Origin of the sequence: Arthrobacter sp. Bz4, from assembly GCF_003075455.1 — a bacterium.
Taxonomy (GTDB): domain Bacteria; phylum Actinomycetota; class Actinomycetes; order Actinomycetales; family Micrococcaceae; genus Arthrobacter_D.
The window spans coordinates 71571-95890 of sequence record NZ_QDAE01000012.1; the positions used below are offsets into that span (position 1 = coordinate 71571).

Here is a 24320-nt window from a genome sequence, read left to right on the forward strand (position 1 = left end):
CCCTTGGGTTCATCGAAGCTGCTCGACGCCACTACTATCGCGTTGGGAGGAACCGCAGCGGTCGCCGTAGCCGGCCTCGGGTACGCCTCCCTGGTGGAACGGAACCTGTTCCAGCTGCGTGAGGAGACCCTGCCGATCCTTCCGCCGGGCAGCCGCCCGCTGAGGGTCCTGCACCTTTCCGACATTCACATGGCGCCCCGGCAGGCCGCCAAGACCCGGTGGCTGCAGGGACTGGCCCGGCTGGAACCGGACCTGGTGGTGAACACCGGCGACAACCTCAGCCACCACAAGGGTGTCGAGCCGCTACTTGAGGCGCTCGGCCCGCTGATGCGGTTTCCCGGCGTGTTTGTGCCCGGGTCCAACGACTACTTTGCGCCAGTGTTGAACAACCCGCTGCGGTATTTCTCTGGCCCGTCGAAGCACCGCACCGGGCGGGAGCCGAAGGCACTCCCCTGGGCGGAACTGTTCAGGAGCTTCGGGAACGCAGGCTGGATCGACCTGTCCAACCGGTCGCAGTCGGTGGCCATGGGCAACCTCCGGCTCGACTTCACCGGGGTCGACGATCCGCACATCGATCGCGACTCCTACGCCGGCTACCCGGCGGGCAGCAGCACTTCTTCCGACGCACGGCACCTGAAGATCGCCGTCGCGCACGCCCCCTATCAGCGGGTGCTGGACTACTTCACCGACGGCGGCGCGCACCTGATTCTCGCCGGCCATACCCATGGCGGGCAGGTCTGCATTCCGGGCTACGGCGCCCTGGTCACCAACTGCGACCTCCCCACCTGGCGGGCCCGCGGCCTGACTGACTGGGAGCACAAGGGACGCAGCATACCGCTGAACGTGTCAGCGGGAATCGGGACGTCGCGGTTCGCGCCGGTCCGCTTTGCCTGCCGACCCGAAGCAGTGCTGCTGACCCTCACCGAACGGTAGTTTGGGGCCGCTGACGCAGCGGCAAAGCTCTGACATAGGATAGTTGCTACGGGACACGAAATGTCCCTTCCGGGTAGATCCGCCTCTGAAGTGTCAAAGACAGAAGTATGCCGACTCAAACCACCCTGTGGGAATCGCTCAGCCGACTCTACCCACACATCAAGCCCATCCTGCCGCGGCTGATCCTGGGCCTCGTCTGCGCGCTCGGCGCGAGTCTGATGGCCCTTGCCATCCCTCAGGTCTTCCGCGTGCTGATCAACGATGCCCTCGCCGTCGGAGGCGCGACGTCGACCGTCTGGATTGCCGCTGGCGTGGTCCTGCTACTGGGCATCCTCGAAGCAACCTTCGTTGCACTGCGGCGCCAGTTCGTCATCGCCCCGGCGACGACCGTTGAAACCAACATGCGGACGTCTTTCTATCGCCATTTGCAGGATCTCACCGTCGCCTTCCATGACCGTTGGGGTAGCGGCCAGCTCCTCTCCCGCGCCATGACGGACCTGAACCTGATGCGCCGGTGGATGGCGTTCGGGCTGATCATGCTGGTGGTGACGTCGCTGACCGTGGTCATCGGCGTCGTCATCATGTTCCTCACCTCGTGGGTGCTGGCCCTGATCTTCCTGGCCGCGGCGCTGCCGATCATGATCTACGGCTTCCGGTTCCGCACCTCCTACAGCAAGGTTTCGCGGAAAAGCCAGGACCAGGCCGGCGACCTTGCCACCACCGTCGAGGAATCCGTCCACGGCATCCGGGTGCTGAAAGCCTTTGGCCGGAGCCGTGAGGCCCTCGAAGGATTCAACCTGCAGGCCGAGGAACTCCGGCAGACCGAGATCTACAAGTCACGCTCGCTGGCCAACTTTTCGTTGATCGTCACCCTGCTGCCCGAGCTGGCGTTGGGCGCCTCACTGGTGGTCGGCGTGCTGTTCGCCGCCAACGGTGACCTCTCGATCGGCGCCCTGGTGGCCTTCTTCGCGACGGCCGCCGTGGTCGCTACCCCGGTTGAGTTCATCGGCCCGCTGCTCGCCATGACCTTCACCGCCAAAACGGCCATCGACCGCCACTACGAGGTCATGGAGTCCGTCAACACCATCACCGATCCCGAGGAGCCGGTCCGGCTGATCGATCCCCGCGGCGAAGTGACCTTCACCGATGTGCACTTCCGCTACCCCGACGCTGAGGAGAGCACCGCCGATGTGCTCAACGGCATCAACCTCACCATGCGTGCCGGGGAGACGATGGCGCTGGTAGGTGTAACCGGGTGCGGCAAGAGCACCCTGCTGCAGCTGGTCCCCCGCCTCTATGAGGTGACCGGTGGGTCCATCGCCATCGACGGCACCGACCTGCGGAGCATCTCCATCGCCGATCTGCGCACCCATGTGTCGGTCGCTTTCGAGGACACCACGCTGTTCTCCAACTCGGTCCGAGAGAACGTCCTGATGGGCGCGGAGCCGCGGGATGAGAAACACGCCGAGGAGATCCTGGCTGAGGCGCTCGAGGTCGCGCAGGCGCACTTCGCATATTCGCTGCCCGACGGCGTCGACACCCTGATCGGGGAGGAGGGCCTGAGCCTTTCCGGCGGCCAGCGGCAGCGGATTGCCCTGGCCCGGTCCATTGCTTCGAAACCTCGGGTGCTGGTGCTCGACGACCCGCTCTCGGCCCTGGATGTCCGCACTGAGGAACTGGTGGAGGAAGGCCTGCGCAAGGTTCTCCTTCACACCACCACCCTGATTGTCGCCCACCGGCCGTCGACGGTTGCCCTCGCCGACCGGGTGGCCCTGCTCGAGGACGGCCGGGTGACCGACGTCGGCACTCATACCGAGCTGCTGGCACGCAACACGCATTACCGCTACGTGATCGCGAGCCTCCCTGATGGCCCGACCGATTTGGACACGGAGCTTGAACACTTCGAGAACGACGACGAGGGGGCGCTCACGTGAGCACATCACCACAGCCGAACAACGGATCGGCACCCACCGGGGGGACGTCGTCGGGCGTGACCAACGAGGACGACGTCCTCCTGTCCAAGGCCCAGAACAGGTCGGTCCGCTCGCGGTCCTTCCGCCTGCTGGGGTCTCTCATCAAACCCAACCGGCGCCAGTTCATCTGGACCATTTCCCTGGTGGTCGGGTCGCAGGCAGCCCGGGTCGCCGGCCCGGCAATCATCGCGTTCGGCATCGACAACGCCCTGCCATCGCTGCTCGACGGTGACCCGATCTACCTCTGGCTCGCCGGCCTTACCTACCTGATCGCGGCAGTCCTGACCGCCTTTTTGACGGCCGGGTATGTCCGGGCGACGGCGCTGCTCAGCCAGGCGATGCTGCTGGATTTGCGGTTGCGCGTCTTCAGGCACACCCAGCGGCTCAGCCTCGAATTCCACGAGAAGTACACCTCGGGCCGCATCATCTCCCGGCAAACCTCGGACCTTGAGGCGCTGCGCGAACTTCTCGACTCGGGCGTGAGCTCCCTCGCCTCCGGCGTCATGTACATGCTCTTCACCGCGATCACCATCTTCGTCCTGGACTGGCGGACGGGTCTGCTGATCCTCGTCGCCGCCGTGCCAATGTTCTTCCTGGCGCGCTGGTACCAGAAGCACTCCCAGATCGCTTTCCGTGCCTCCCGGGTGGTGTCTGCGCGGCTGATCGTCCACTTCATCGAAACCATGACCGGGATCCGCGCCGTCAAGGCTTTCCGCCGTGAGGAAGTCAACGCCGCAAAGTACGACGAGCTGGCCGAGGACTACCGCAAGGTCACCGTCCGGTCCATCAACCTCAACGGCGTCTTCCAGCCGGGTCTGGTGCTGATCGGCAACGTCACCGTTGCGGTGGTCCTGCTGGTCGGCGGGTTCCGGGTCCTTGACGGCACTCTGGCGGTCGGCGCCCTGCTCGCCCTCCTGCTGTACAGCAAGCGGTTCTTCCAGCCCGTCGATCAGATGGCCATGTTCTACAACTCGTTCCAGTCCGCGTCGGCGGCGCTGGAGAAAGTGTCGGGGCTGCTCGAGGAGGTGCCGACGGTGCGCCCACCGAAAAACCCGGTGCCGCTGAAAGACCCTCGGGGAGCAATTGAGTTCGACGGCGTGGAGTTCCGGTACGGCGACGGCCCGGTCATCCTGCCGACCATGGACCTGAAGATTCCGGCCGGGCAGACCATCGCCCTGGTGGGTCAGACCGGTGCTGGCAAGTCCACCCTGGCGAAAGTGATCGCCCGGTTCTACGACGTGTCCTCCGGCAGCATCGCTCTCGACGGCGTCGACATCAGGGAGGTCGATCCCCGTGACCTGCGGCGCGCCGTCGTCATGGTGACGCAGGAAGCGTTCCTGTTCAGCGGCAGCGTGGCGGACAACATCGCCCTGGGCAAGCCGGAGGCAAGCCGCGAGGAGATCGAGGAGGCTGCCCGCTCGGTGGGCGCCGACACGTTCATCAGATCCCTGCCCGAGGGCTATGACACCGACGTCAACAAACGTGGCGGTCGGGTGTCCTCGGGGCAACGGCAGCTGATCAGCTTCGCCCGCGCGTTCCTGGCGAACCCTGCGGTGCTGATCCTGGATGAGGCCACCTCGTCCCTGGATATTCCCAGTGAGCGGCTGGTGCAGGAGGGTCTGCAGAAGCTGCTGGGCAACCGCACCGCGTTGATCATTGCGCACCGACTGTCAACCGTGTCGATTGCCGACCGGGTGCTCGTGGTCCACGACGGCAAGGTGGTGGAGGATGGCACCCCGGCAGAGCTCATTGGCGGCGACGGGCGCTTCGCGACCCTGCATGCGGCCTGGCAGGAGACGCTCGTCTAGTTTTGCATCTTCGTGTGCTCGGGTAAGATTTAGAAGTTGCTCTGCTGGCCGTTTCTGACGTTCGCTGAGCAGCATCGGGGTGTGGCGCAGCTTGGTAGCGCGCGTCGTTCGGGACGACGAGGTCGCAGGTTCAATTCCTGTCACCCCGACCAGAGTCGCTTTATTCGAACCATGGTTCAAGTAGATCGACTTTAGTTGATACAACAGAGATGGCGTCGAGAAATCGGCGCCATTTTTGGTATCCGGCAACTGGGTGGAAAGTACACCTGAAACGCCCAAAATGGCCCCTTGTTCGGACGATTGGGTCGATCTATGGACGGACATCGCCAACGCGGGCTTGATCGATCGGTAGGCCGCCTGGGCCGCGAAGATGTCGGCGAAGGGTTGATTCAGATCCGTGCCTACGGAGCCCTCCTGGTCTACAAAGAAACGGTGATAGAAGGATTCATTTAGGAGGCGTCGGACCTTGTCCGTTGCCTTGTCGTAGTACGACTTCGGGTCAGTGATCTGATCAATCGCCTTAGCAAGAAGCTGGCCCCCTACCGCGATCTGCTCGCCGATGTTCGCCAGACTGTCTTCGATGCGGGAACGTTGAACGCGCAGCTCATGCATTTTCTCCCGGACCTTCGACTGCGGCAGAATGCCATCGGCCGCAATATCAACGAGCCGGCTCTCCTTGGCCTCAACTTCTTTGAGCTGATTCCTGTACTTCGCGTACATCTCCTTTATGTCCTGCTGTTCACCGACAAGGGCTTCATCCAGTCTGGAGCGAATGTCCTCCTCGAAGGCATTGTCCAGCACAAGCCGACCGTAGGATTCGGCCACACTGTCCTCGATGAGATAGGCCGGTAGATACGGAAGGTCGCACTGGCCTTCCTGGCGGGCACGGCAGAAGAAGTACTCATGAATAGTTCCCCCGCGCCCTTTCACTTGGGTGTAAACGACGCGGCTCTCCCGGCCCCGCTGATGACACTTGCCGCAGTAGATCATCCCCTTGAGGTAGTGATTGTGAATGCGATCCCTGGCGCCTGATCCACTACGTGAGCTCATAACCTCTTGCACTTGATCGAAGAGGTCTTGCCCGATGATTGGCTCGTGACGTCCCGGATAAGCATCGCCCTTGTAGACGACGTAACCGACGTAGTACGGATCTTTAAGTATCTGATGCAGCCTGCTCGCGGAGACTGGCTTCTCCGGATATCGAGCAGTCCGACGGCTCGTCAAACCGAGGTCCGCCATCGTCGCTTCCAGCCGCTCGATGGAGTACTTACCGGTGGCATACAGTTCGAAGGCCTTGAGCACCAGCGGCGCTCTCGTTTCATCGAGGCCGACACTGTTGATCATGCGTCCGTCGATGTCTTTTCGGATGTTGAGGTACCCAATCTTGGCCTTACCGACCGTGCCGCCATTAATGGCCTTGTTGCGCATCTTGATCCGGATGTCTTCCCCGCTGAGCTGGTTCTGCACCTGGTTCATGATGTCGGTGACGGCCTCCATTGCTTCCGCATAGGTGCCTTCACCGAAGTCCTCACGGGCGGAAAGCAAGCGCACGCCCAGCTTGTCGAGATGTCGTCGCGTGATGGCCGCGTCAGTGAAGTTACGAAACGCACGGGAGCGGGCATACACGATGACATAGTCAACGTCGCGGTGCTCCTGCAGAAACTTCAGCAGGGCCTGGAAGACGGGTCGCTTCTCGATCGTTTGGGCCGACACCCCAGGCTCCACGAATTCCTCTACGATGTCGGCGTTGACGGCTACAGCCTTCTGCCCGCAGATGTCACGCTGCGTGGCAATGGAGTTACCGTCCTTATCGATATCAACGGCAGTTTCGGTCTGCTTCTTGCTCGATACCCGAAGATACAGAACTGCCTTACGCGGTCTTAGTGCCTCGATTTCCTCGATGGTCATAGTCACACTCCTTGTGTTTGGGCGCGGTGATTCATGCGGTACTGCCATGAACGGGAGAATGGCGTGCTTTGGGGTGCGCAACGCGGGGCGGGCTCGGCGATGCCTGTCTGGCGCAGTCGCACGGTCATCGCAGCTTCGGATACTTGAAAGTGCACTGCGAGATCGGTCGTTCGCTGCATGCCGCCGTAGTAAGCGCGCTTGAGAAGTTTTTTCGGAACGAGCAGACATCCGGCGAAGTAGTCAGCAGCTTGTTCGGCCTGTTCGGCAGGAGTGGCGTCGCGGGTTCCGAGGTACAAGGCGTCGGCATGATTGTGGTCGATGATGTGCTTGTACTCGTGGGCTAGCGTGAACCGCTGTCGGCTGTAGCTCTCATGCTTGTTCAGCTGGATGATCCAATTGTTCCCGTTCCAGAAGCTAGCGCCTGAGACCGGAGCGTCGACCATCTCAATTTCAATCTTGGGCAGGTCGGCTATGAATTCAACTGGCACTGGCCCGTCCTCGATGCCGTGCAGCTCCAAGAGCCGGATGGCTTGGTGCTCGGCTACTTGCCTTGCCTCAGAGTGGGAACTAACCTCTCGGTTCGGGATGAGCGAGCGGAGAGTAGCCAGGACGCTCCGTTCGATATATCTGTGAATATGTTCGTTGGTCATGGCTTTCTCCTTTCTCTGAGAAGTCGTTGGTTATTCGTCCTCGCCAGGAGCGGGGCCGGTATTTATATTGATGCCGTGCCGGGCAGCGACATCGCGAAAGTGCTCTTCAATCTCACGGACTGCACTGTCCGGCATACCTTTGAATTTCGTGCGCAGATACGGATTGAGCGTTGGTAGGTCGGAGCCGCGCAGTATGCTCGATTCGGCCAGGATGTCGGTCAATGGAAGCTGGAGTACGTCGGCGATGGCGCGAAGGTTATCCATGCGCGGATTGGCAATCTGTCCCAGCTCTAGCCGGGTGATGGTTCCCTTCGCGACCCCTGCTTGCCGGGCGACTTCGCTCGCGGAAAGACCCAGCCTCTGGCGCTGCTTCCGGATTGTTTCGGCTAAGCCCTGAATGTCTTGTTCCTGCATTTGTTCTGTCTCCAATTTCTGTTTGTATTATGAATCGATCGTTCAATTCCTTCAACGATTTAAGCGAATTCCACAACAGAAATTTCGTCAAGGCAGGAAGGACTTCCTAATATTGGGGAAACTCAAATGCGACTATTGAAGACGTAGATTCCGGAGTCAGATTCGATCACGTAAATTTCACCGCTGAGTCGCAAGTCCTCCCCCATCGCTTCCGCGTCAATCTTGGCGTACGGCTTCAGCGACTCTGGCAGGTGCGCGTCAACTTCCTGTTGCCATCCCATGTCATCGATGATCCGCTCGGCGTACGCCTCCAGCGTGGGGTATTCGCCGAGGTATGCACCCTCGAAGTAGTGCCAATCTTCGACATCTAAGCCGGAGTAGTCCACCCATGCGGCGAAGGCGGGACCATATTTGGCGATGCCTTCGGCGAGTGCAGCAACTTCCTCGATACGTTCGAACTCACTGAGCTGTTTACTGCCAAAGCCTTCATAGTCATGGATCGCCCATTCTTCCGGCGCGGGTTCACGAGACCGCGCCAGCATGGCATGGATCTGCTCGTAGATGGCGTCCGCGCCTATAGTGGCGTCTATCCAGGTGCCGAGCAGTCGCCCGTCGTTATAGTCAGCTAGCGACGCGACGTAGATGGCGGGGGTCGGACCCCTGTCTCGTTCCGGCGTGGACTCGGGTAGTTGTTCGTGGTTCATATGTCCTCCTTTCGTCTAAGCAGATGGGTGGGCGGCAAGGACAGCGGAGGCGCTCTCAATTGAGCGCTACTCACGCCGTCCCTGCCGGTGGTACTCGAACTAACGTCCGCGTGCCGCGCGGGGCTTGGCCGCTTCCTGATCGTTGCCGAACAGATGAGCGATGGCCTCGCGCCTGGCAGCAGCTTCTCGGTCGATTTCCGCGAGAGCGGATTCGGCTTGAGATGCCAGATCAGTGTTTTCCTTGATGCCAGCGATGTGCGCCATCAAGGCCTTCCTGATCTCGTCGGTGATGGTGCTTCCCCGCAGCTGCGCAATGAGCGTCAGCTGCGTGTGAACGTCCGGTTCGAGCCGGATGGCAAGAGTCTTCACTCCTGCCGGATTCTGGCGGTCCCCGCCAGTCGTGGGTGTCGTCATGACAACTCCTCGGATTGTGCGACCGGCGGGATTCCGGAATGGAACCCTCGTCACCGGCCGCAGCGCACCGACGAGCTGTCCGGGTGCTATCCATTTGGTGGCGAACGCGAACGAGCTGCCGTGATCCGCTCTTTCGCTTCCTGGGCAAAGGTGGGGTTTAGCTCGATACCCAGCCAATTACGGCCGAGCGATTCAGCGACGACGGCGGTCGAGCCACTGCCGATAAAGGGGTCAAGGATGATGCCGGGCTCTGGATCACCTTCGTGACCGCAGCCCGCTTGAAGTGCCAGCCGCGTAGCGGTCTGCCCTAGTCTGCGGGTTGGTCGTCGCCACGGGGCGCGGCAAATAGTGCAACGTGCTTCGGGGGTTCCGGCTTGAATACATCGGATAGCAAGCGTTTCAGGGAATGTGGCGTGGTGGCTGCCCTTGCCAGCCGCTGTAGCGATTGTCCACACGTCCCCAGGGTTCTTACCGAGCGGATGGCCAACAATTCCACGAGCCTTCATGGCCGCGAGACCGATCGTCGAATCGGCGTTCGGCCCCCGCCACCCTTCCTTGGCGGGACGTCGCGATGAGGCACGAGGTGGGCGACCTGGCTTTGACAGATGCGGCACGCGAATGGCGTCGAGGTCGAAGTAGTAGCGTTCCTGCTTCGCGAACAGGTAGATCACCTCATGGGCCGCTGTCAGCCGATCCCGCACGCTGGTCGGCATAGGGTTCGGCTTGGCCCAGATGATCTTGTTGCGGACTATCCATCCATCCTCCTGCAGCAGCTGAGCTACACGTTCCGGTGCCAGAAGTAGGCTCTTGGACGGCGCGCCTTGCCGAGGATGGTTGGCGTACGTATCGCCGAGATTGAGCCAGAAGGTGCCGGTCGGGACTAATACGCGGTCAATCTCACGTGCAACGGCTCGAAGTGCATCAGCCCATGACTCGACATCAGATTCGAGCCCTAGCTGGCCATCGGCACCATAGTCACGTAATCGAAAGTATGGTGGGCTCGTCAGGCACATATCCACCGATCCGGCCGGGAGCTTTCGGAGCTGGTCCAAAGCGTCCCCGACGTACAACATATTAACCGGCTCAGTCATGACGAACCTCCCGGACCATCTGAGCCGCAGCCTCCTCCAAGGCACTGATGCGGTAGAGCCCAGGGGTCACCCGAGCGTTCCGTTGCATTGCCGTCAGAAATGCTTGGCGGCGGCGCTCGGCCACGTTTGGACGGTAGGCACCCATAGCCCAGACGACCTTTGGAAAGCCGCCGAATTCACGCTGTTCGATTCCGGTTTCGAGATATTCCTCGTATAACAGGCACTTGCCGAGGACGGTAGGCAGGCTCTCGTGACCAAGGTCTACTTCAACGAAGAACGCCTCAACATCCTGATCCCCGGGATGGGAAGCGAGCTCAACATACAGATCTGGTCGAAGCACCTGACCGGCACCAAGGCGATCCGTGTAGTGGCGACGAGCCTCGCCTTCAGGAGCCAGCTTCACGACCTCTGCACCCGACTCGGATGCAGCGGCGATGACGGTGACAGCAACGTCGGCTATGGCCAGAGTGTGATCAAGGAATCGCGACGATGGCTCGTCGAAGCGCTTCCGTCGGCGGCTCGACTCCTGGCTCCGTTGAATGCGCTCCCCTGCTGTATCGATGAAGTAGACCAGCCCCTCCGAACCCGCCCGGACACCACCGATCCGCCGATTCAGGACGCCCAAAATGCGATGGCTTCGTAGCCTTGCTAAGACTCGGCGGCAGGTTCGAGCACCCGATTCTGCTGTCGCGTGCTCTGCAAAATGCAAGGTTTCAATGTGACGTGCCGTCAAGAATCGATAGCGATCCACGGACGACAGGACAGCTCGATCGCGTTCACTGAGGTGGCCTTCAATGTCGTTCAAGCGACGCCGACTTATCCGCGGGCCAGTATGGGCTCCGGTGCTATGTATAGCACCGGTATTCGGCGCCCCAATTGGTGCTAATTCTTTGCTGACCTGCGCAGATGTATCCGCTGGCTTCGACGCGGGCGGGTAGCCGGTCGGTAGAGTCCGCTCGACCGTCATGACTGGCTCCTTCTACGGCGACCATCAGCTGCGCCGGTTTCAGGAGAAGGAGTCAAAATGCTTCGAAGTCCACGTTCGATGACGCCTTTCGATTGACCGAACTGGCTGCGGCTCAGGGCGCGGATCTTGTCCGGTGACGAGTTCTGATTCGGGATGTCTAAAGTGACGCCGGATGCCCAGTCAGTCACCGCGCTCTTGCGGACGAGCTGCGCGTAGATGTGACGCGACGGCAACGCCATGAAGTCTTCCGGTTCAAGACCAGGTGCCATGGCGGCGGCCGCCTTGGCGTCCCTGGATGCAAGTTGAAAGAAGACCCGGGACCGACAGTTGGCCTCGAACGCCATGCGCATGCCTTGGGGCAATTGGTCGAGGTACTGATGCGCCACATGGAACCCAGCGCCAAGACTGCGTGAAGTTGCCAGTGCATCGCCTATATCGGTCGGTAGACGCAGGTACTCCTGCACCTCATCGAGGTAGATCATGACCGGATGGCGGTTCTTGGTGGCAATGCTGGCGCGCTCCTGAATCGCCTGCCACAGTTCAGCGACAACCATGGCTCCTAATAGCTGAGCGGCCTCGGGTCCGAGCACCCCTTTCTGGAGTGGGACGAGCAGAATCTTCCGCTCCGTCAGCACCTGGCGAAGATTAAAACGTGGAGTGGGTTGTGCCAAGACGTGACGAAGATGAGGATCAAGCAACGGGCGCAGCTTATTCATCAGCGGTGCCGTCACCTGCGCACTGGCCTCCGGGGATAGTTGGTCGTACCAGTGCCAGAAAGGTCCAGCTGAAAATGGATCATCGCGCGCGATCTGATGGGTGACCGACTGCCGGAACTTTCTGTTATTGAGCAGAATGGGCAGCATGGCCAAGCTGGCATCCTCCCGCTGGGCGAGTGCTAATAGGGAGTGCCGCAGAATGTCCGAGCTTCGGGGCCCGAGCTGGTCGCCGTAAAGCGCGTGGAACGTACCGAATAGCTGATCAGCAACGAGAGCCGGACTCCGCCCGTGACCATCAAGTGGATTGATCCCGACAGGCACGTCATCCAGCGGATCCAGCACGACGACATCAGCCTGACGCTCCGGAGGAACGTGCTTTAGTACATCGCCAATCAGATCTTTGGGCTCGACGACGACACAGCTGCGCCCAGCTTCCATATCGCCGATGATGAGCGAGAGGAGCATGGAACTCTTGCCCACTCCGGTCGGTCCCATCGTCCACAGATGGTGGCAGCTATCCCCTGGTGCTAGACCCAGTCGGGCATCGCCGGCACCGGGCGCCGTTGCCCGACCCACAATGCGATCTGCATCCGACACCGCAAAGGAGGGTCGGATCTGCCGCGGATGATCTGGCGGCTGTCCCGGGTAGGCATTCTTACCTTCACTCACCGGCCACGCACTGAGCATTCCCACCTCGACAGCGGACAGTCGCTGGCCGGAAGCGAAACGTGGCCACTCCGGACTAGGGTTGTTCAGATTATGGGTCTGATCAAAGTGGACACGGAAGCGGAGCCCTGGTGTCACCATCGACCGGAAGGCATTGACCACGCCGCCAATTAAGGCTCGCCGACGATCTTCCTCGGAGGCGCTGACACCTATGCGAACAAACGTCGCGAAGCCATGGTCCCCTTGTTTTTCTTCGATTCGCCGTCGGATCGCCCGACGCCGTTCCGGCTGCACGCCAGTGAGGATAAGCGACGTGATCCCCTGATCGACTTGGGCAACAGCATGAGGCGTCAGCTGAGGTGTGAATCTCGGCCCCAATACGATCTGTGCTACCAGGCTTTCACTTCCACGGACGGCCGTCAGGCTGGCCAAGAGAGCTCGCGTTGAACCTTCCGGATGCCGGGGCTCCAGAGGCTGCGCAGGCATGTTGACGGAAACCCGGCGGGTGGACTGGGCTGGTAACCGGTCAGCATCATCGGCGACAACAATGGCCCCAACGACGAGACGTTCGATGTCGCGACGGACAGCCGACGCATAGCGTCGTTGCGTGCCGACAATGTAGCGGATGCCCTGTTTATCCGCTCGGGCTTCCAGAATGATTTGCGGTGCGTGACTCTGCGAACTCCATACCCGCAGCAGGTTGATGGCCTGCTCATCGTCGAGTGGGCGGGGCCAGAAAATCTCCTGCCACACCAATTGTCGAAGGATGGGCTCGGAATTATTCATCGCTCGCATCCTCCGCAGTGCCCTGGACGCTTTTCTGTTCGTGCTGAATTTGGGCTTCCCGCTCGGCTTCCGCCTGAGCCATGGCGATGACGGCGCGGCTCAGCTTTCGGAGGTCAGGACGATCGCGCTCGACGCCCCTGACGATGATCCGGCCGTCCCTTCGTGGTCGCGCCTGGCGGCTCCGACTAGGACGTTTGTTGCTAGTAGACATAGTTGATTCCCTCCTTCCTTCGGTGTTGTGACTTGCGGCAAACGTTCAACAAATTGAACGATGTCTGGGGCTTAGTATGCGTTCAATAAGTTGAACGTTCAAGCGTTTTTGCGCAAACCACAACACCGATTGGAAGAGCTGTAGTTGCCGCGCTGCGGCGATGGATTTAGTACCTATTTCGGCGGTATTGGACGACTGCCCATATCGCCCAGATGATGACAACGACACCGACGCAGGCGATCAGAAACGGCAGGATGGACTGCAGCACCTGAGTGGCGCAGTAGAGTGCGACGACGGCAAGCAGAACGGACATACACGCGCCAATCGCCCGCTCAAACCACGACCTGGGACTCGGATCAACACTCACCGCTGGCGCTCCATCTCCAGGAAAATGCCAGTGTTCAGGCCGTACCGCACGCAGTCGAGTGCGAACTGCAGCTGGTCTGCCACGTACTGCTTCGTGACGGCATAGAACATGACCTGGCCCACCGCGTCAGCTTCGAAGAGATGCCATTCGAGATCATTCCGGCTGAAGCCTGCGCGTTCGAATCTCCGCATCAGCCAGCGAGCCAGCACGAATTCATCGGGCGACGAAAAGCTCAAACCCTGCTCAACGTGGGCAACATCGTGAACGTAGCGATAGGCCATATTGACCTCTGGTGAACCGAAGACCACGCTACTGCTGTTCTCATTGGAGACAGGCAGCGGGCGTCCATTCTTCTGCGAGGCGGCAAAGGCTTCGCAGAGATCCTTGTACTTTTCCGGCGCGTCACCGGCCGGCGCCCACCCGAAGTACAGGCGGCGCTCAATCTTGTGAGCCTGGTCGAGGACATAGTCAGAGAGTCGCTTTTGCGCTGCGACCAGCTCCGTTGAGGTAAATGATTCGGGCATGACAAATAACCCCTTTCTAGAGGCATGTTTGAAGTGGGCCGGCCAAGCCAGCGAAGTTAGGGCGAGCCGCTACTGGCGGCGGCGAATGTCGCGCAGGGCTTGTCGATACGCCGCATCGAGGCGGCTAACCGTTTGGTGAGCGTCCTCAGTGATGTCGGATATCTGACCCCGAGAGGACGGCGTCCGGTCGCGCCAGAAATCTGCAACGACAAGGTATGCGGCAGCAATTGAAGCAGCGCAGGTGATCATGATGGCAATCCAGAGGATGGCAGTCATGACCGCCGCGGCCCCTTCGGCCAGGTTTCCAGCGCCGTCAGAGCCATGGCCGACATCTGCTGCGAAACAAGTCGCAGATGCCGCGCTGTCGCTGGCGAGTCAGCATTGACTGTCCTCGCTGCGGAGTCCAGCTCATCCACAAGCGTCGCGACCCGTCCGATAAAGAGGCGGACAGCGGCCTCGTGCTGCAGCACTTCAGGCTCCACGTAGCCGATGGGCTTCAGCGGATTTACAAATTCGTGCTTCATGGATGGCCTCCGCTACCGCTGGAACCGGCGTACTTCCCACGCCGCGTACTCGGCGAAGGAATCTGCGATGTAGTTGAGCCGCTCCGATGTGCGCGGGTCGCCGTCAGACTGGAACTGCGCCTCCCGGCTCAACATCCCGGTCAGATGCATACCTGTTGCGGCGACATAGCCGGCGGCCTGGACACGCGCCGCTATGACGAGGCCATTGGCCACTTCGGCGTTCTGGCGGCGATGGAGAGCCTTGCCCTCGGAACGCGAGAACCCCTCGGGGGCGCTAAAAGGAGTGATTTTTCCACTCGGGCGGGGAGTGAGGTCTGTCATGACCCTACCTTTCGATTTTGGTTGCCTCCTGCTTCGATGAGCAGCTGGTAGACCCATTGGACAGGGCGATCGGTAGGCGTGTCGTGACAGAAAAGTGCACATCTGCGAGATTTCCGGCCACGATGGAATCTATGGAAGGAACCCTCACCCAGGAGCTAAGTGATCAAAGCGAGCTAACCTCGCGCGTTCTGAGTGAACTCACTGCACTTCGCAGTAAGCCAGGTCGGTTGACAGTCCAAAAGTTCCTAACCTTCGAGACCTTGCGCCTTGTATGCGGTGGCAATGATCTGTTGGACGCATTCATGATGTTCGAGCGCGAAATGCGTCGTTTCGAATCTGGAGCACGCAATGAGGCAGCAGCTGCCCTGTCGATATGCGCCAAAGCCGATAGTGTTCTCGACCGCCTTCAACTGACGGCAGAGGTGCTTTCCGGCGCAGAGGTGAAAGATCAGCGAAGCGCACGACGATGGAGTGACGCCGGCCTGAAAACTATTGCTGCCGAGCTGGTGTACCTAGCTGACATCCAGGGGCGGCTCGGAAGCGAGCTACTCGGCATCGAAGTGACAGGAACAGCCGAATCAGGCCTGATGATAGTTATCGACCAGATGACAACAGCGTCCCTACCTAGTCGTGCGCCCCTGATCCGATTGTGGGCCTATGGTGTCGACGACGAACCAGAGGAACGCGAGCTCGTGGTCGACCTCGAAGACCACCCCGTCACTACCGCGAGTCGTGGCGTCTATACGATGAAGCGACACCGTGTCACGCTGCCGCTGCCGAATTTACCCAACATCGATGACGAGCTGAAACTGCTGAGCATCTCGGTTGAGGGACGGGATGCACCTATGCGCACAGTCACGCTCGAAAACCACGCCAAGCTCCCTCAGGGGTTCGACGTCCGCTTTGCCGTCTATCGCACGATTGCAGCTATCGACCTCGTGGCGGTAAGGCAGTAGCCGAGAACCTCAGGTACCTATAAGATATATGCCGATTGTGGTATACTTTAGGCCAGTTAGCGGGCCGTGGTCGAGGCCTCTCCCCACCCGCAAACCTACCTAGTACAAGCCCGACCTCACCTGATTTGTCGCAGCTCCCCGGTAGATTGAAACCAACGGTAACGGAGCGGATTGCGCTCCAGGGAAACCCAGAATGACAATGACAACTGATTCAACTACGCCCGGGGGGCAAAAAGTGGCACGTGGCAAAGCTGCGGCAGTCAAATCACTCGAGGTCCGACTGTGGGAAACCGCAGACGCGCTGCGCGGCAATCAGGAGCCGTCTGAGTACAAGCACGTCGTCTTAGGCCTCGTATTTCTCAAGTACATATCTGATCGCTTTGAGCATCGCAGACATGAGCTTGAAGAGGCTCTGTCTAACCCCGATTCCGAAGACTACATCCCTAATCCCGAGCGACGAGCGAAGTTGCTCGAGAACCGCGACGAATACTCCGGCCAGAACGTGTTCTGGGTGCCCGAGAACGCACGGTGGGGCTTCGTTCAAGCGAAGGCTAAGCTGCCGGAAATTGGCCAGATCATTGATCAAGCCATGGACGACATCGAGAAGGAAAACCCTGTCATTCGAGGTGTACTTCCGCGCAACTATGGGCGTGAAGGCCTCGACAAGGGCCGCCTAGGCCAACTCGTCGACCTCATCGGATCTATCGGCTTCACCGAGACGGACGATCACGGAAGCGACGACGTGCTCGGCCGTGTTTACGAGTACTTCCTGGGCCAGTTCGCCGGCAAAGAAACGGGGAAGGATGCTGGGGCCTTCTACACCCCGCGCTCCGTCGTGAAGGTCCTCGTGGAGATGCTCGAGCCCTACCATGGCCGTGTTTACGACCCAGCCTGTGGCTCAGGAGGGATGTTCGTACAATCTGCCGAATTCGTGCAGGCCCATGGCGGTAAGCGCACAGACATATCAGTTTATGGCCAAGAGTTCACCGACACTACGTGGAAGCTCGCAAAGATGAACCTCGCATTGAGAGGCATCGAAGCCGACCTAGGAGATCGATCTGCCGACTCCTTCACTAACGACGTCCACCCTGATCTGCGAGCAGACTTTGTTATCGCAAACCCCCCGTTCAACGTATCTAATTGGTGGGATGCTAAACTCTCCGACGATCCCCGGTGGAAGTACGGTACCCCGCCCGAGAGCAATGCAAATTTTGCGTGGGTACAGCACTTTATTCACCATCTTGCTCCAAATGGAAGTGCGGGTTTCGTGCTCGCCAATGGATCGCTATCAGCTAAGACCAACGGTGAAGACGAAATACGCAAGCGACTTCTCGAGGCCAATTTAGTCGATTGTATTGTGGCAATGCCAGATAAACTCTTCTTCAATACTGGAATCTCAGTAAGCCTTTGGTTCCTTTCTAAAAACCGACATGGCAATGGTCAACGTAATCGCGCCAATGATGTACTTTTCTTAGATGCCCGAAGCCTCGGCAGTATGGAGAGCAAGAAACTTAGGGTCTTCTCAGATGACGACGTGGCAAAAATATCAAGCGCCTATCACAGGTGGCGTTCAATCGAGCCAGATGTACCTTATGTCGACATACCGGGATTCGCTAAAGCGGCGTCGATTGAGGAGATCGCCCAAGCCGGATACGTACTAAATCCCGGACGGTATGTTGGAACTGAGGAGGTGTTAGACGATGAAGAGCCCGCCATGGTCAGGATTGAGAAGTTGGCAGGACACTTGCTCGAAGAATTCGACCGCAATCGTCAGTTCGAACAACAGATCATTGATCAGCTCAAGGGACTTTTGAAATGACCACGCACCGGATCTTATATGATCTAGCCGAATTCAAGAATGGTCGCGCATTTAAGTCGACTGAGATCCGGCCTCAAGGTGGCATCCCTATAGTAAAAATTGCTGAGATGAATCGTGGCATCACCTCCGCGACAGGATGGTTTGATGGACCCGTCGATGCAAAGCATCGGATCGCCAAGGGAGATCTTCTCTTTTCGTGGTCAGGAACAATAGTAGTTCAGACGTGGCAAGGGCCAGATGCGGCGCTAAATCAGCACATTTTTAAGGTCTCCGCCAGGGCCGACGCTGATCAGACATTTTTGAAATACCTGCTCCAGTCGCTAGTGCCAAAGTTCGACGGCTTAGTCATGGATCAGAAGACGACAATGGGTCATGTGAAGGTCGCCGACCTGAAGAGCATGATCGTAGATCTGCCTGACATGACCGATCAGCTAGGCATTGCTAATGCCTTATCCTCCCTGGACAACAAAATTGAGTCGAATGATAATCTAATTCGCCTCATTCCAGCCCTCATCCGCGCACGAGTCGATGCGGCGCTAGATCAATCATCCATCCCGGTAAATGTCGCCGATTTAGCTCGTTTCATCAATGGAGGGGCATATACAAAGGCAGCTACCGGAACCGGCCGAATGGTACTTCGTATTGCTGAACTCAACGGTGGTCCGGGCAAGTCGACCGTTTATAATGATATCCAGGTGCCGGAAGACAAGACTGCGCGATCTGGTGATCTATTGATGTCATGGTCTGGTTCTCTCGGAATCTATAGATGGACACGGGATGAAGCAATCATAAACCAACACATTTTTAAGGTCATCCCGCGCGCATATCCAGCTTGGCTAGTTCATGATCGACTGCATTACATAATGCCGGTGTTTCAAGGCATTGCCAAGGATAAAGCGACAACAATGGGCCACATTCAGCGCGGACACTTGGAGACAACTCAAGTACTCGTTCCTGACACTAGCCTCATCGAAACACTGGATGTTGAAGTTTCAGGACTGTGGAGAAGGATGCTCAACGCGGAGCGCGAAAACCTCGATCTCATCCATTTGCGAGAAACTCTCATGCCCGAACTTCTTTCCGGGCGGCTACCGGCTTCCCTTGAGCACCGGACACTGGAAGGGATTGGCGTATGAAGGCCCTGAATGAGGCCACCGTCGAGGATGCCGCACTGGAATATCTTCGCGATCTCGATTACGAGACAGCGTTCGGTCCTGACATCGCTCCTGAGGGAGATCAACCAGAGCGTGCCGACTATGGTCAGGTCATACTCACTAACCGCCTTCGTACCACGGCGATCAGGATCAACGCGCGGCATGACGTGTCGTTGATAGATGAGGCGATCAAGCGACTTCAACGTGTCGAATCTCAGAATGAACTAGCAGAAAACGCACGCGTGCACGCTCTTCTTACGCGAGGGGTACCGGTTGAGTACCGAGACGCAGAAGGTGCAGTGCGTACAGTACTGATTCGACTTATTGATTTCGATGAACCGGAAAATAACGATTGGCTGGCGGTCAATCAATTCACGGTAATTGAAAACAAAAACCGCCGTCCAGATGTTCTAGTCTTCGTTAACGGCATCCCCCTCGGCCTGATGGAACTTAAAAACTTGGCTAATGAAAATGCGACCCTGAAGGGAGCATGGAATCAGATCCAGACGTACCGTGGCAACATACCGTCGATCTTCAAGACAAATGCCGTGACCGTGATATCAGACGGTGTTAGTGCTGCCATGAGTTCATTCAGCGGCGGCTTTGAACATTACGCACCATGGAAGACGATTGACGGCAAGGACGTTATCACTAGTCGCCCGGCCCTAGAAGTCCTGATTAAGGGAGTGTTCGACAAGCATCGATTTTTGGACATCGTTCGCAACTTCGTGTTGTTTAGCGATGAGAGTAAGGGTCTCGTCAAGCGTGTGGCTAAATATCACCAATATTGGGCTGTCAACGCAGCCGTTGACTCGACAGTCATCGCGGCCGGTCCCGGCGGCGATCGCCGCGGAGGGGTTGTCTGGCACACCCAGGGGTCAGGAAAGTCCATCGAGATGCTCCTCTACGCCGCAAAGATTATGCGGGATGAGCGCATGGGAAACCCTACCCTTGTATTCGTCACCGACCGGAACGACTTAGACGACCAACTATTTGGTGAAGTCTTTGCTCCCGCCCTCATCCTTCCGGAGAAGCCATTACAGGCTGAAGACCGCAAAGACCTCCGAGTTCTATTGCGTAGGGCTTCAGGCGGCATCATTTTCACGACACTTCAAAAGTTTGCACCAGAGGTTGGCGTTGATATCAACCCGATACTGACGGACCGTCGCAACGTGATTGTAGTCGCGGACGAGGCTCATAGGTCACAGTATGGTTTCGGCGAGTCACTGTCCCAAGACGGCACATTGAAGAGCGGCATGGCTAAACACATGCGCGATGCATTGCCTGGTGCTACCTACCTGGGATTCACTGGAACGCCGATTGAATCTACTGACAAGTCGACTCGATCCGTATTCGGGGAGTATATCGACGTCTACGATCTCACTCGTGCCGTCGAAGACGGCGCTACTGTCAAGATTTTCTATGAGTCTCGTCTCGCCAAGGTGATGCTCGATACTTCCAACTATGGAACGATAGACGCCCTGGCTGACGAGATCACTGAAACGGCGGAGCAGGATGAAGCCGCCAAGGCCAAGTCTCGGTGGGCTCGGCTCGAAGCGATTGTTGGTGCCGAAGAACGCCTCAATCTTATCGCCGAAGACATCGTTGATCACTGGGAAAAGCGACGTAGCGCCATGCTCGGCAAAGGCATGGTTGTGGCCATGTCGCGTCGAATTGCAGTCGAGCTTTACAACAGGATAGTTGCACTTCGACCTGACTGGCACAGCGATGATCCCGCACAAGGAAAAATCAAAGTGGTCATGACTGGGTCTGCAGCAGATCCAGCTGCGTATCAGCCGCACATCCATTCAAAAGACGTGCGCAAGGACCTGAAATCCCGGGCCAAGAATGCCGAGGACCCACTTGAGCTAGTCATCGTTCGGGACATGTGGCTAACCGGTTTTGATGCGCCCTCTATGCACACGATGTATATCGATAAGCCCATGCAGGGCGCCGGACTGATGCAGGCCATCGCTCGCGTCAACCGCACCTTTCGTGACAAACCAGGCGGTTTGATCGTTGACTACATTGGCATCGCCACGAATCTTCATGAAGCCCTTCGGGAGTACTCACCAAGCGATCGCGATCAAGCTGGAGTCCCGATCGACGAAATGGTTGAGGTGATGCTTGAGAAGCATGACATCATTCGCGGCCTACTTCACTCCTGCCAATTCAATTCGTCGCCGGACATGTCTGCTAGCCAGCGGCTTAACGAGCACGCCAAGGTACTTGACTACGTCATGGGCGACCCAGATCTGACGAAGCGTTACATTGACCAGGTACTGGCTTTGGCTAAGGCCTTTGCTCTTTGTGGAGCGCACGATGAGTCTGCTCGCATTCGAAACGATGTTCGCTTGTTCACCGATGTTCGCGCAGCCATCCTCAAGATCCAAAATCCAGACTCCGGGCGAGGCGGGTCCGGTGCCGTAGAACTCGACACGGCAATCGGCCAGCTGGTCAACGAGGCAGTTTCTGCTGAGGGTGTCGTGGACATCTACAAGATGGCTGGCATAGAGACACCCGAGCTATCGATATTGTCCAATGAGTTTCTTGATTCACTTGCCACAAAAGAGAAACCTAATCTTCAGATGGGCCTACTTCGAAAGCTCATCAATGATCAGATCAAAACAGTACAACGATCGAACGTAGTGCAAGCTCGCAAGTTCTCGGAGCAGCTTGAGGAAGCGATCAATAGATATACCAACCGTTCGCTAACGACGGCTGAGATCATCGCGGAACTCGTAAGCTTAGCGAAGTCATTGAAGGACCAGGAGCAGCGGCATAATTCGTTGGGGCTAAGTGTCGCGGAGGCCGCCTTTTATGATGCCATCGCTCAGAATGACTCGGCCGTTCTTGAAATGGGCGATGAGACGCTCAAGAAAATTGCTACCGACCTAGTGTGGGCTATTCGCTCGAATGCAACTATTGACTGGAATCTTAAATCGTCTGTGCGAGCAAACATGCGAGCAAAGGTGCGACGGCTGCTCGCTAAGTATGATTACCCACCTGATTTTGAAGAAGCCGCCGTAGATCTCGTGTTAGCTCAGGCGGAACTTCTCGCATCAGAAGTGGTTGCTTAGCGTTGCCACACTGAACGGAGATGCGCGGACGAGCATTAAAGCTGAACAAGTAAGTTATCACAAGCTCGTCGAGCTACCGTGAAAATTATTGGGGGAGAAACGAATTGAGAATTAAACAGGTCCATATTGAGAATTTCCGCTCACTTAAGGACGTAACGATCGATTTCGACAACGTCACAACCTTTATAGGACCCAACGGTGTCGGCAAGTCCACGGTCCTGCGGGCCCTTGAGTGGTTCTTCTCCCCTATCGCCAAAAGTGGCAGTCTTGACGACAAGGACGTCAGCAACGGCTGCATCGGAGAGAACGTCCGCGTGGAAGTTCGCTTCTCGCAACTTACTGCCGACGACCGAAATGAGTTGGGCTCATACGCCCCTACGGATGTCGATTCGTTCGCGGCATGGAAAACACGAACGCCGGATGGCAAGGAATACCTGTCCGCCAATGCCAAGTCCTTTGAGCTTTTCGCAAAGGTCCGCGAGCCAGGCCTCTCGGCCACCGACAAAAGAGCCAGATACAAAGAGGTCCGCGATGGCAACCCTGATCTGAGCTTGGCCACAGCAACTAGCGGCACAGCTGTCGACGAGGCCATGCGCACCTTTGAGGCTAACAACCCTGAATTACTTACCGACGCCGACGAAGAGCTCCAGACCAATTTCTTTGGGTTCAACAGTAACGGCAAGATGAGTGGACTCTTTGACTACGTCTTGATTACCGCAGATCTTCGTGCGTCCGAAGAATCCTCAGATATGAAGAGCAGCATCATCGGCAGAATTCTAGAACGGGCAGTCGATAGGTCCAGTGCCGACGAGGAAATCACTAAGATCGTGGAGCAAAGTCGGATACTGCAGCAGGGCGTATACGCCGCCCGATTCCAAGAACCGCTCAAGAGTCTGGCCGAGCGCTTAAATGCAGTTGTTGAGACATACAGCCCGGGCCGATCAGTTCAAGTAACGCCAGCCGAGGTTGAACTGAAGGCTCCAAGAACCACGTTCAATGTCACTATCGCCGATGGCGACATTGAAACAACTATCGATCGCCAAGGGCATGGTTTCCAGCGCACCGTACTAATATCATCGTTGCAGATGCTAGCTGAAGATGGTGCTGCGTCGGCCAAGGGAACCATCTTCCTGGCCATTGAAGAGCCTGAGCTCTTCCAACACCCCGTACAAGCCCAAGCCTTCGCTAAGATTCTCCGCTCGTTGGCGGAGAATACCGGTAAAAATATTCAAGTCTCCTACGCTACTCATAGCCCCTACTTCATCGATGGATCGAAATTTGATCAGATCCGCCGACTAACTCGAGGACCCCAACCGGATCGTCGCGTAACGGTGCACGCGTGTTCACTTTCGAAAATCGAGGAACGCCTCAGCGGAGTCGTGACACCGGAGCAGGTCCGTAAGCAGCTCGAAGGTGTGGTGAGTTCTCGCTTGTCATCCGCTGTGTTTGCCAATGCGGCACTCATTGTTGAAGGAACTACGGACGGTGCCATTCTGGAGGGTGTTGCTGACCGTCAGGCCACTGGTCGGATGGAAGCCTCCGGAGTCGCCGTTGTTCCGGCAGGCGGCAAGACAAGCCTTGCGCTACCTCACGCCATCCTCACCTGCATGGGCATACCTACATACTCAGTCTTCGATGCTGATGCCGGCGTTGAAGATCGCGCAGTCCAGGACGGTAAATCGCCCACCGACGTCCGTAACGACGTCAACAACAATCACAAGATGAACCGCAACAACCTCAAGTACTTCGGCCTTCCCGAAGTGGATATCCCGGATCAGCAGGTCACGGACCATGTCGCGATTGTCGGTGACCACATCGAAGCGCTTCTTGACCAGGAGTGGCTGGAGTGGAGGGAAGCCTACAACGTGCACGAGTCGTCGACAGGTGAGGTGCTGGCGAAAAATCAAGCGGGATACCGAGTGGTCACCCGAGCGGCCGCAGGTTCACCACCGGAGATATTGTCTAGCATCCTTGTAAAGACGATCGATCTCGCAGCTAACTAGGTTGAAGTCCCGGAACTAACTCAATGGACCAGATAAGAGAAATATTCGGGCAGTGTCATAACTGCAGCCGACCCGCTTGGCGATGTCGCGGATGATCGTCCCCTGCTTTCGAAGCCGAAGAATCTCTTTCTCTTTGGCTGGCGTCAGGCCGCGAAACCTGGATGCGACGCCGTGCTCAGCGAGTAGTCGCAGGAAGGTTGACTTGGCGATACCTTTTTCGCGAGCGAGTGCTGTACTCATTTCGCCGGCTTGGTAGCGAGCGACGAGTTGGGCCAGCTCGTCAGGCGTGAAGCGGTCGGACAGTCGGTAGCGCTGAGTCTTGCGGACTGCT

General features: G+C 58.1%; 24 protein-coding genes and 1 tRNA gene. 11 read left to right on the forward strand and 14 right to left on the reverse strand.

From position 1 onward, the window contains the following. The first annotated feature begins 3 nt into the window (after positions 1-3). The 6 genes from DDA93_RS10590 to DDA93_RS16810 all read left to right on the forward strand — a co-directional run bounded on the left by DDA93_RS10590 (position 4) and on the right by DDA93_RS16810 (position 6598). Complete coding sequence (locus DDA93_RS10590) at positions 4-933, forward strand: metallophosphoesterase (RefSeq protein WP_116778744.1); 930 nt, start codon at positions 4-6, stop codon at positions 931-933. A gap of 107 nt (positions 934-1040) precedes the next feature. Beyond that, positions 1041-2867, forward strand: coding sequence for an ABC transporter ATP-binding protein (locus tag DDA93_RS10595; protein WP_116778745.1), 1827 nt, complete (start codon positions 1041-1043; stop codon positions 2865-2867). Between the two features lie 56 nt (positions 2868-2923). Then, positions 2924-4714: an ABC transporter ATP-binding protein gene (locus DDA93_RS10600; RefSeq protein ID WP_116778769.1), complete on the forward strand. Its 1791-nt coding sequence runs from the start codon at positions 2924-2926 to the stop codon at positions 4712-4714. A 75-nt stretch (positions 4715-4789) separates the two neighbouring features. Continuing rightward, positions 4790-4866 (forward strand) — tRNA-Pro (locus DDA93_RS10605). A 454-nt stretch (positions 4867-5320) separates the two neighbouring features. Continuing rightward, positions 5321-5566, forward strand: coding sequence for a hypothetical protein (locus DDA93_RS16320; protein ID WP_165802617.1), 246 nt, complete (start codon positions 5321-5323; stop codon positions 5564-5566). 210 nt (positions 5567-5776) lie between these two features. Continuing rightward, positions 5777-6598, forward strand: a complete 822-nt coding sequence (locus DDA93_RS16810) for a hypothetical protein (RefSeq protein WP_243400596.1) — start codon at positions 5777-5779, stop codon at positions 6596-6598. Between the two features lie 26 nt (positions 6599-6624). Here the strand turns inward: DDA93_RS16810 and DDA93_RS10615 are convergent, their stop codons facing one another. The 13 genes from DDA93_RS10615 to DDA93_RS10675 all read right to left on the reverse strand — a co-directional run bounded on the left by DDA93_RS10615 (position 6625) and on the right by DDA93_RS10675 (position 14977). Continuing rightward, complete coding sequence (locus DDA93_RS10615; protein ID WP_116778746.1) at positions 6625-7272, reverse strand: ImmA/IrrE family metallo-endopeptidase; 648 nt, start codon at positions 7270-7272, stop codon at positions 6625-6627. Positions 7273-7302: 30 nt separating this feature from the next. Continuing rightward, positions 7303-7686: a helix-turn-helix transcriptional regulator gene (locus tag DDA93_RS10620; protein ID WP_116778747.1), complete on the reverse strand. Its 384-nt coding sequence runs from the start codon at positions 7684-7686 to the stop codon at positions 7303-7305. A 122-nt stretch (positions 7687-7808) separates the two neighbouring features. Then, positions 7809-8390, reverse strand: a complete 582-nt coding sequence (locus DDA93_RS10625; protein WP_116778748.1) for an antirestriction protein ArdA — start codon at positions 8388-8390, stop codon at positions 7809-7811. Between the two features lie 99 nt (positions 8391-8489). Continuing rightward, positions 8490-8804, reverse strand: coding sequence for a hypothetical protein (locus DDA93_RS10630; RefSeq protein WP_116778749.1), 315 nt, complete (start codon positions 8802-8804; stop codon positions 8490-8492). Between the two features lie 86 nt (positions 8805-8890). Continuing rightward, the gene (locus DDA93_RS10635) at positions 8891-9895 is read right to left on the reverse strand and encodes a site-specific DNA-methyltransferase (protein WP_116778750.1); all 1005 of its coding nucleotides are present in this window, start codon (positions 9893-9895) and stop codon (positions 8891-8893) included. Beyond that, positions 9888-10700: a replication-relaxation family protein gene (locus DDA93_RS10640; protein WP_165802618.1), complete on the reverse strand. Its 813-nt coding sequence runs from the start codon at positions 10698-10700 to the stop codon at positions 9888-9890. Before DDA93_RS10640 ends, DDA93_RS10635 begins: the two co-directional genes overlap by 8 nt. Positions 10701-10858: 158 nt before the next feature. Next, positions 10859-13030, reverse strand: a complete 2172-nt coding sequence (locus DDA93_RS10645; protein WP_116778752.1) for a type IV secretory system conjugative DNA transfer family protein — start codon at positions 13028-13030, stop codon at positions 10859-10861. After that, complete coding sequence (locus tag DDA93_RS10650) at positions 13023-13241, reverse strand: hypothetical protein (protein WP_116778753.1); 219 nt, start codon at positions 13239-13241, stop codon at positions 13023-13025. The genes DDA93_RS10645 and DDA93_RS10650 overlap by 8 nt, the downstream gene beginning before the upstream one ends. 166 nt (positions 13242-13407) lie before the next feature. Beyond that, positions 13408-13554 (reverse strand): hypothetical protein, encoded by a 147-nt coding sequence (locus tag DDA93_RS16335; protein WP_165802619.1) that lies wholly within the window; start codon positions 13552-13554, stop codon positions 13408-13410. A gap of 50 nt (positions 13555-13604) precedes the next feature. Further along, positions 13605-14132 carry a hypothetical protein gene (locus DDA93_RS10660; protein WP_116778755.1) on the reverse strand — a complete coding sequence of 176 codons (528 nt, stop codon included), beginning with the start codon at positions 14130-14132 and terminating at the stop codon, positions 13605-13607. A gap of 69 nt (positions 14133-14201) precedes the next feature. Beyond that, the gene (locus tag DDA93_RS10665; protein ID WP_116778756.1) at positions 14202-14408 is read right to left on the reverse strand and encodes a hypothetical protein; all 207 of its coding nucleotides are present in this window, start codon (positions 14406-14408) and stop codon (positions 14202-14204) included. Continuing rightward, complete coding sequence (locus DDA93_RS10670) at positions 14405-14656, reverse strand: hypothetical protein (RefSeq protein ID WP_116778757.1); 252 nt, start codon at positions 14654-14656, stop codon at positions 14405-14407. The genes DDA93_RS10665 and DDA93_RS10670 overlap by 4 nt, the downstream gene beginning before the upstream one ends. A 12-nt stretch (positions 14657-14668) precedes the next feature. Further along, positions 14669-14977, reverse strand: a complete 309-nt coding sequence (locus DDA93_RS10675) for a hypothetical protein (RefSeq protein WP_116778758.1) — start codon at positions 14975-14977, stop codon at positions 14669-14671. Positions 14978-15108: 131 nt separating this feature from the next. Between DDA93_RS10675 and DDA93_RS10680 the strand changes: the two genes are divergently transcribed. From DDA93_RS10680 to DDA93_RS10700, 5 genes are all read left to right on the forward strand, one after another. Further along, positions 15109-15933, forward strand: a complete 825-nt coding sequence (locus tag DDA93_RS10680; RefSeq protein ID WP_133185491.1) for a hypothetical protein — start codon at positions 15109-15111, stop codon at positions 15931-15933. Positions 15934-16132: 199 nt separating this feature from the next. Continuing rightward, on the forward strand, positions 16133-17752 hold the full coding sequence (locus tag DDA93_RS10685; RefSeq protein ID WP_116778760.1) for a class I SAM-dependent DNA methyltransferase: 1620 nt from the start codon (positions 16133-16135) through the stop codon (positions 17750-17752). Continuing rightward, positions 17749-18888 (forward strand): restriction endonuclease subunit S, encoded by a 1140-nt coding sequence (locus DDA93_RS10690; protein WP_116778761.1) that lies wholly within the window; start codon positions 17749-17751, stop codon positions 18886-18888. The genes DDA93_RS10685 and DDA93_RS10690 overlap by 4 nt, the downstream gene beginning before the upstream one ends. Then, the gene (locus DDA93_RS10695) at positions 18885-21986 is read left to right on the forward strand and encodes a type I restriction endonuclease subunit R (RefSeq protein ID WP_116778762.1); all 3102 of its coding nucleotides are present in this window, start codon (positions 18885-18887) and stop codon (positions 21984-21986) included. Before DDA93_RS10690 ends, DDA93_RS10695 begins: the two co-directional genes overlap by 4 nt. Before the next feature lie 104 nt (positions 21987-22090). Further along, positions 22091-23989, forward strand: a complete 1899-nt coding sequence (locus DDA93_RS10700) for an ATP-dependent endonuclease (RefSeq protein ID WP_116778763.1) — start codon at positions 22091-22093, stop codon at positions 23987-23989. A 15-nt stretch (positions 23990-24004) separates the two neighbouring features. Here the strand turns inward: DDA93_RS10700 and DDA93_RS16340 are convergent. Continuing rightward, the coding region (locus DDA93_RS16340; protein WP_165802620.1) for a hypothetical protein at positions 24005-24320 on the reverse strand (316 nt) is incomplete at its 5' end.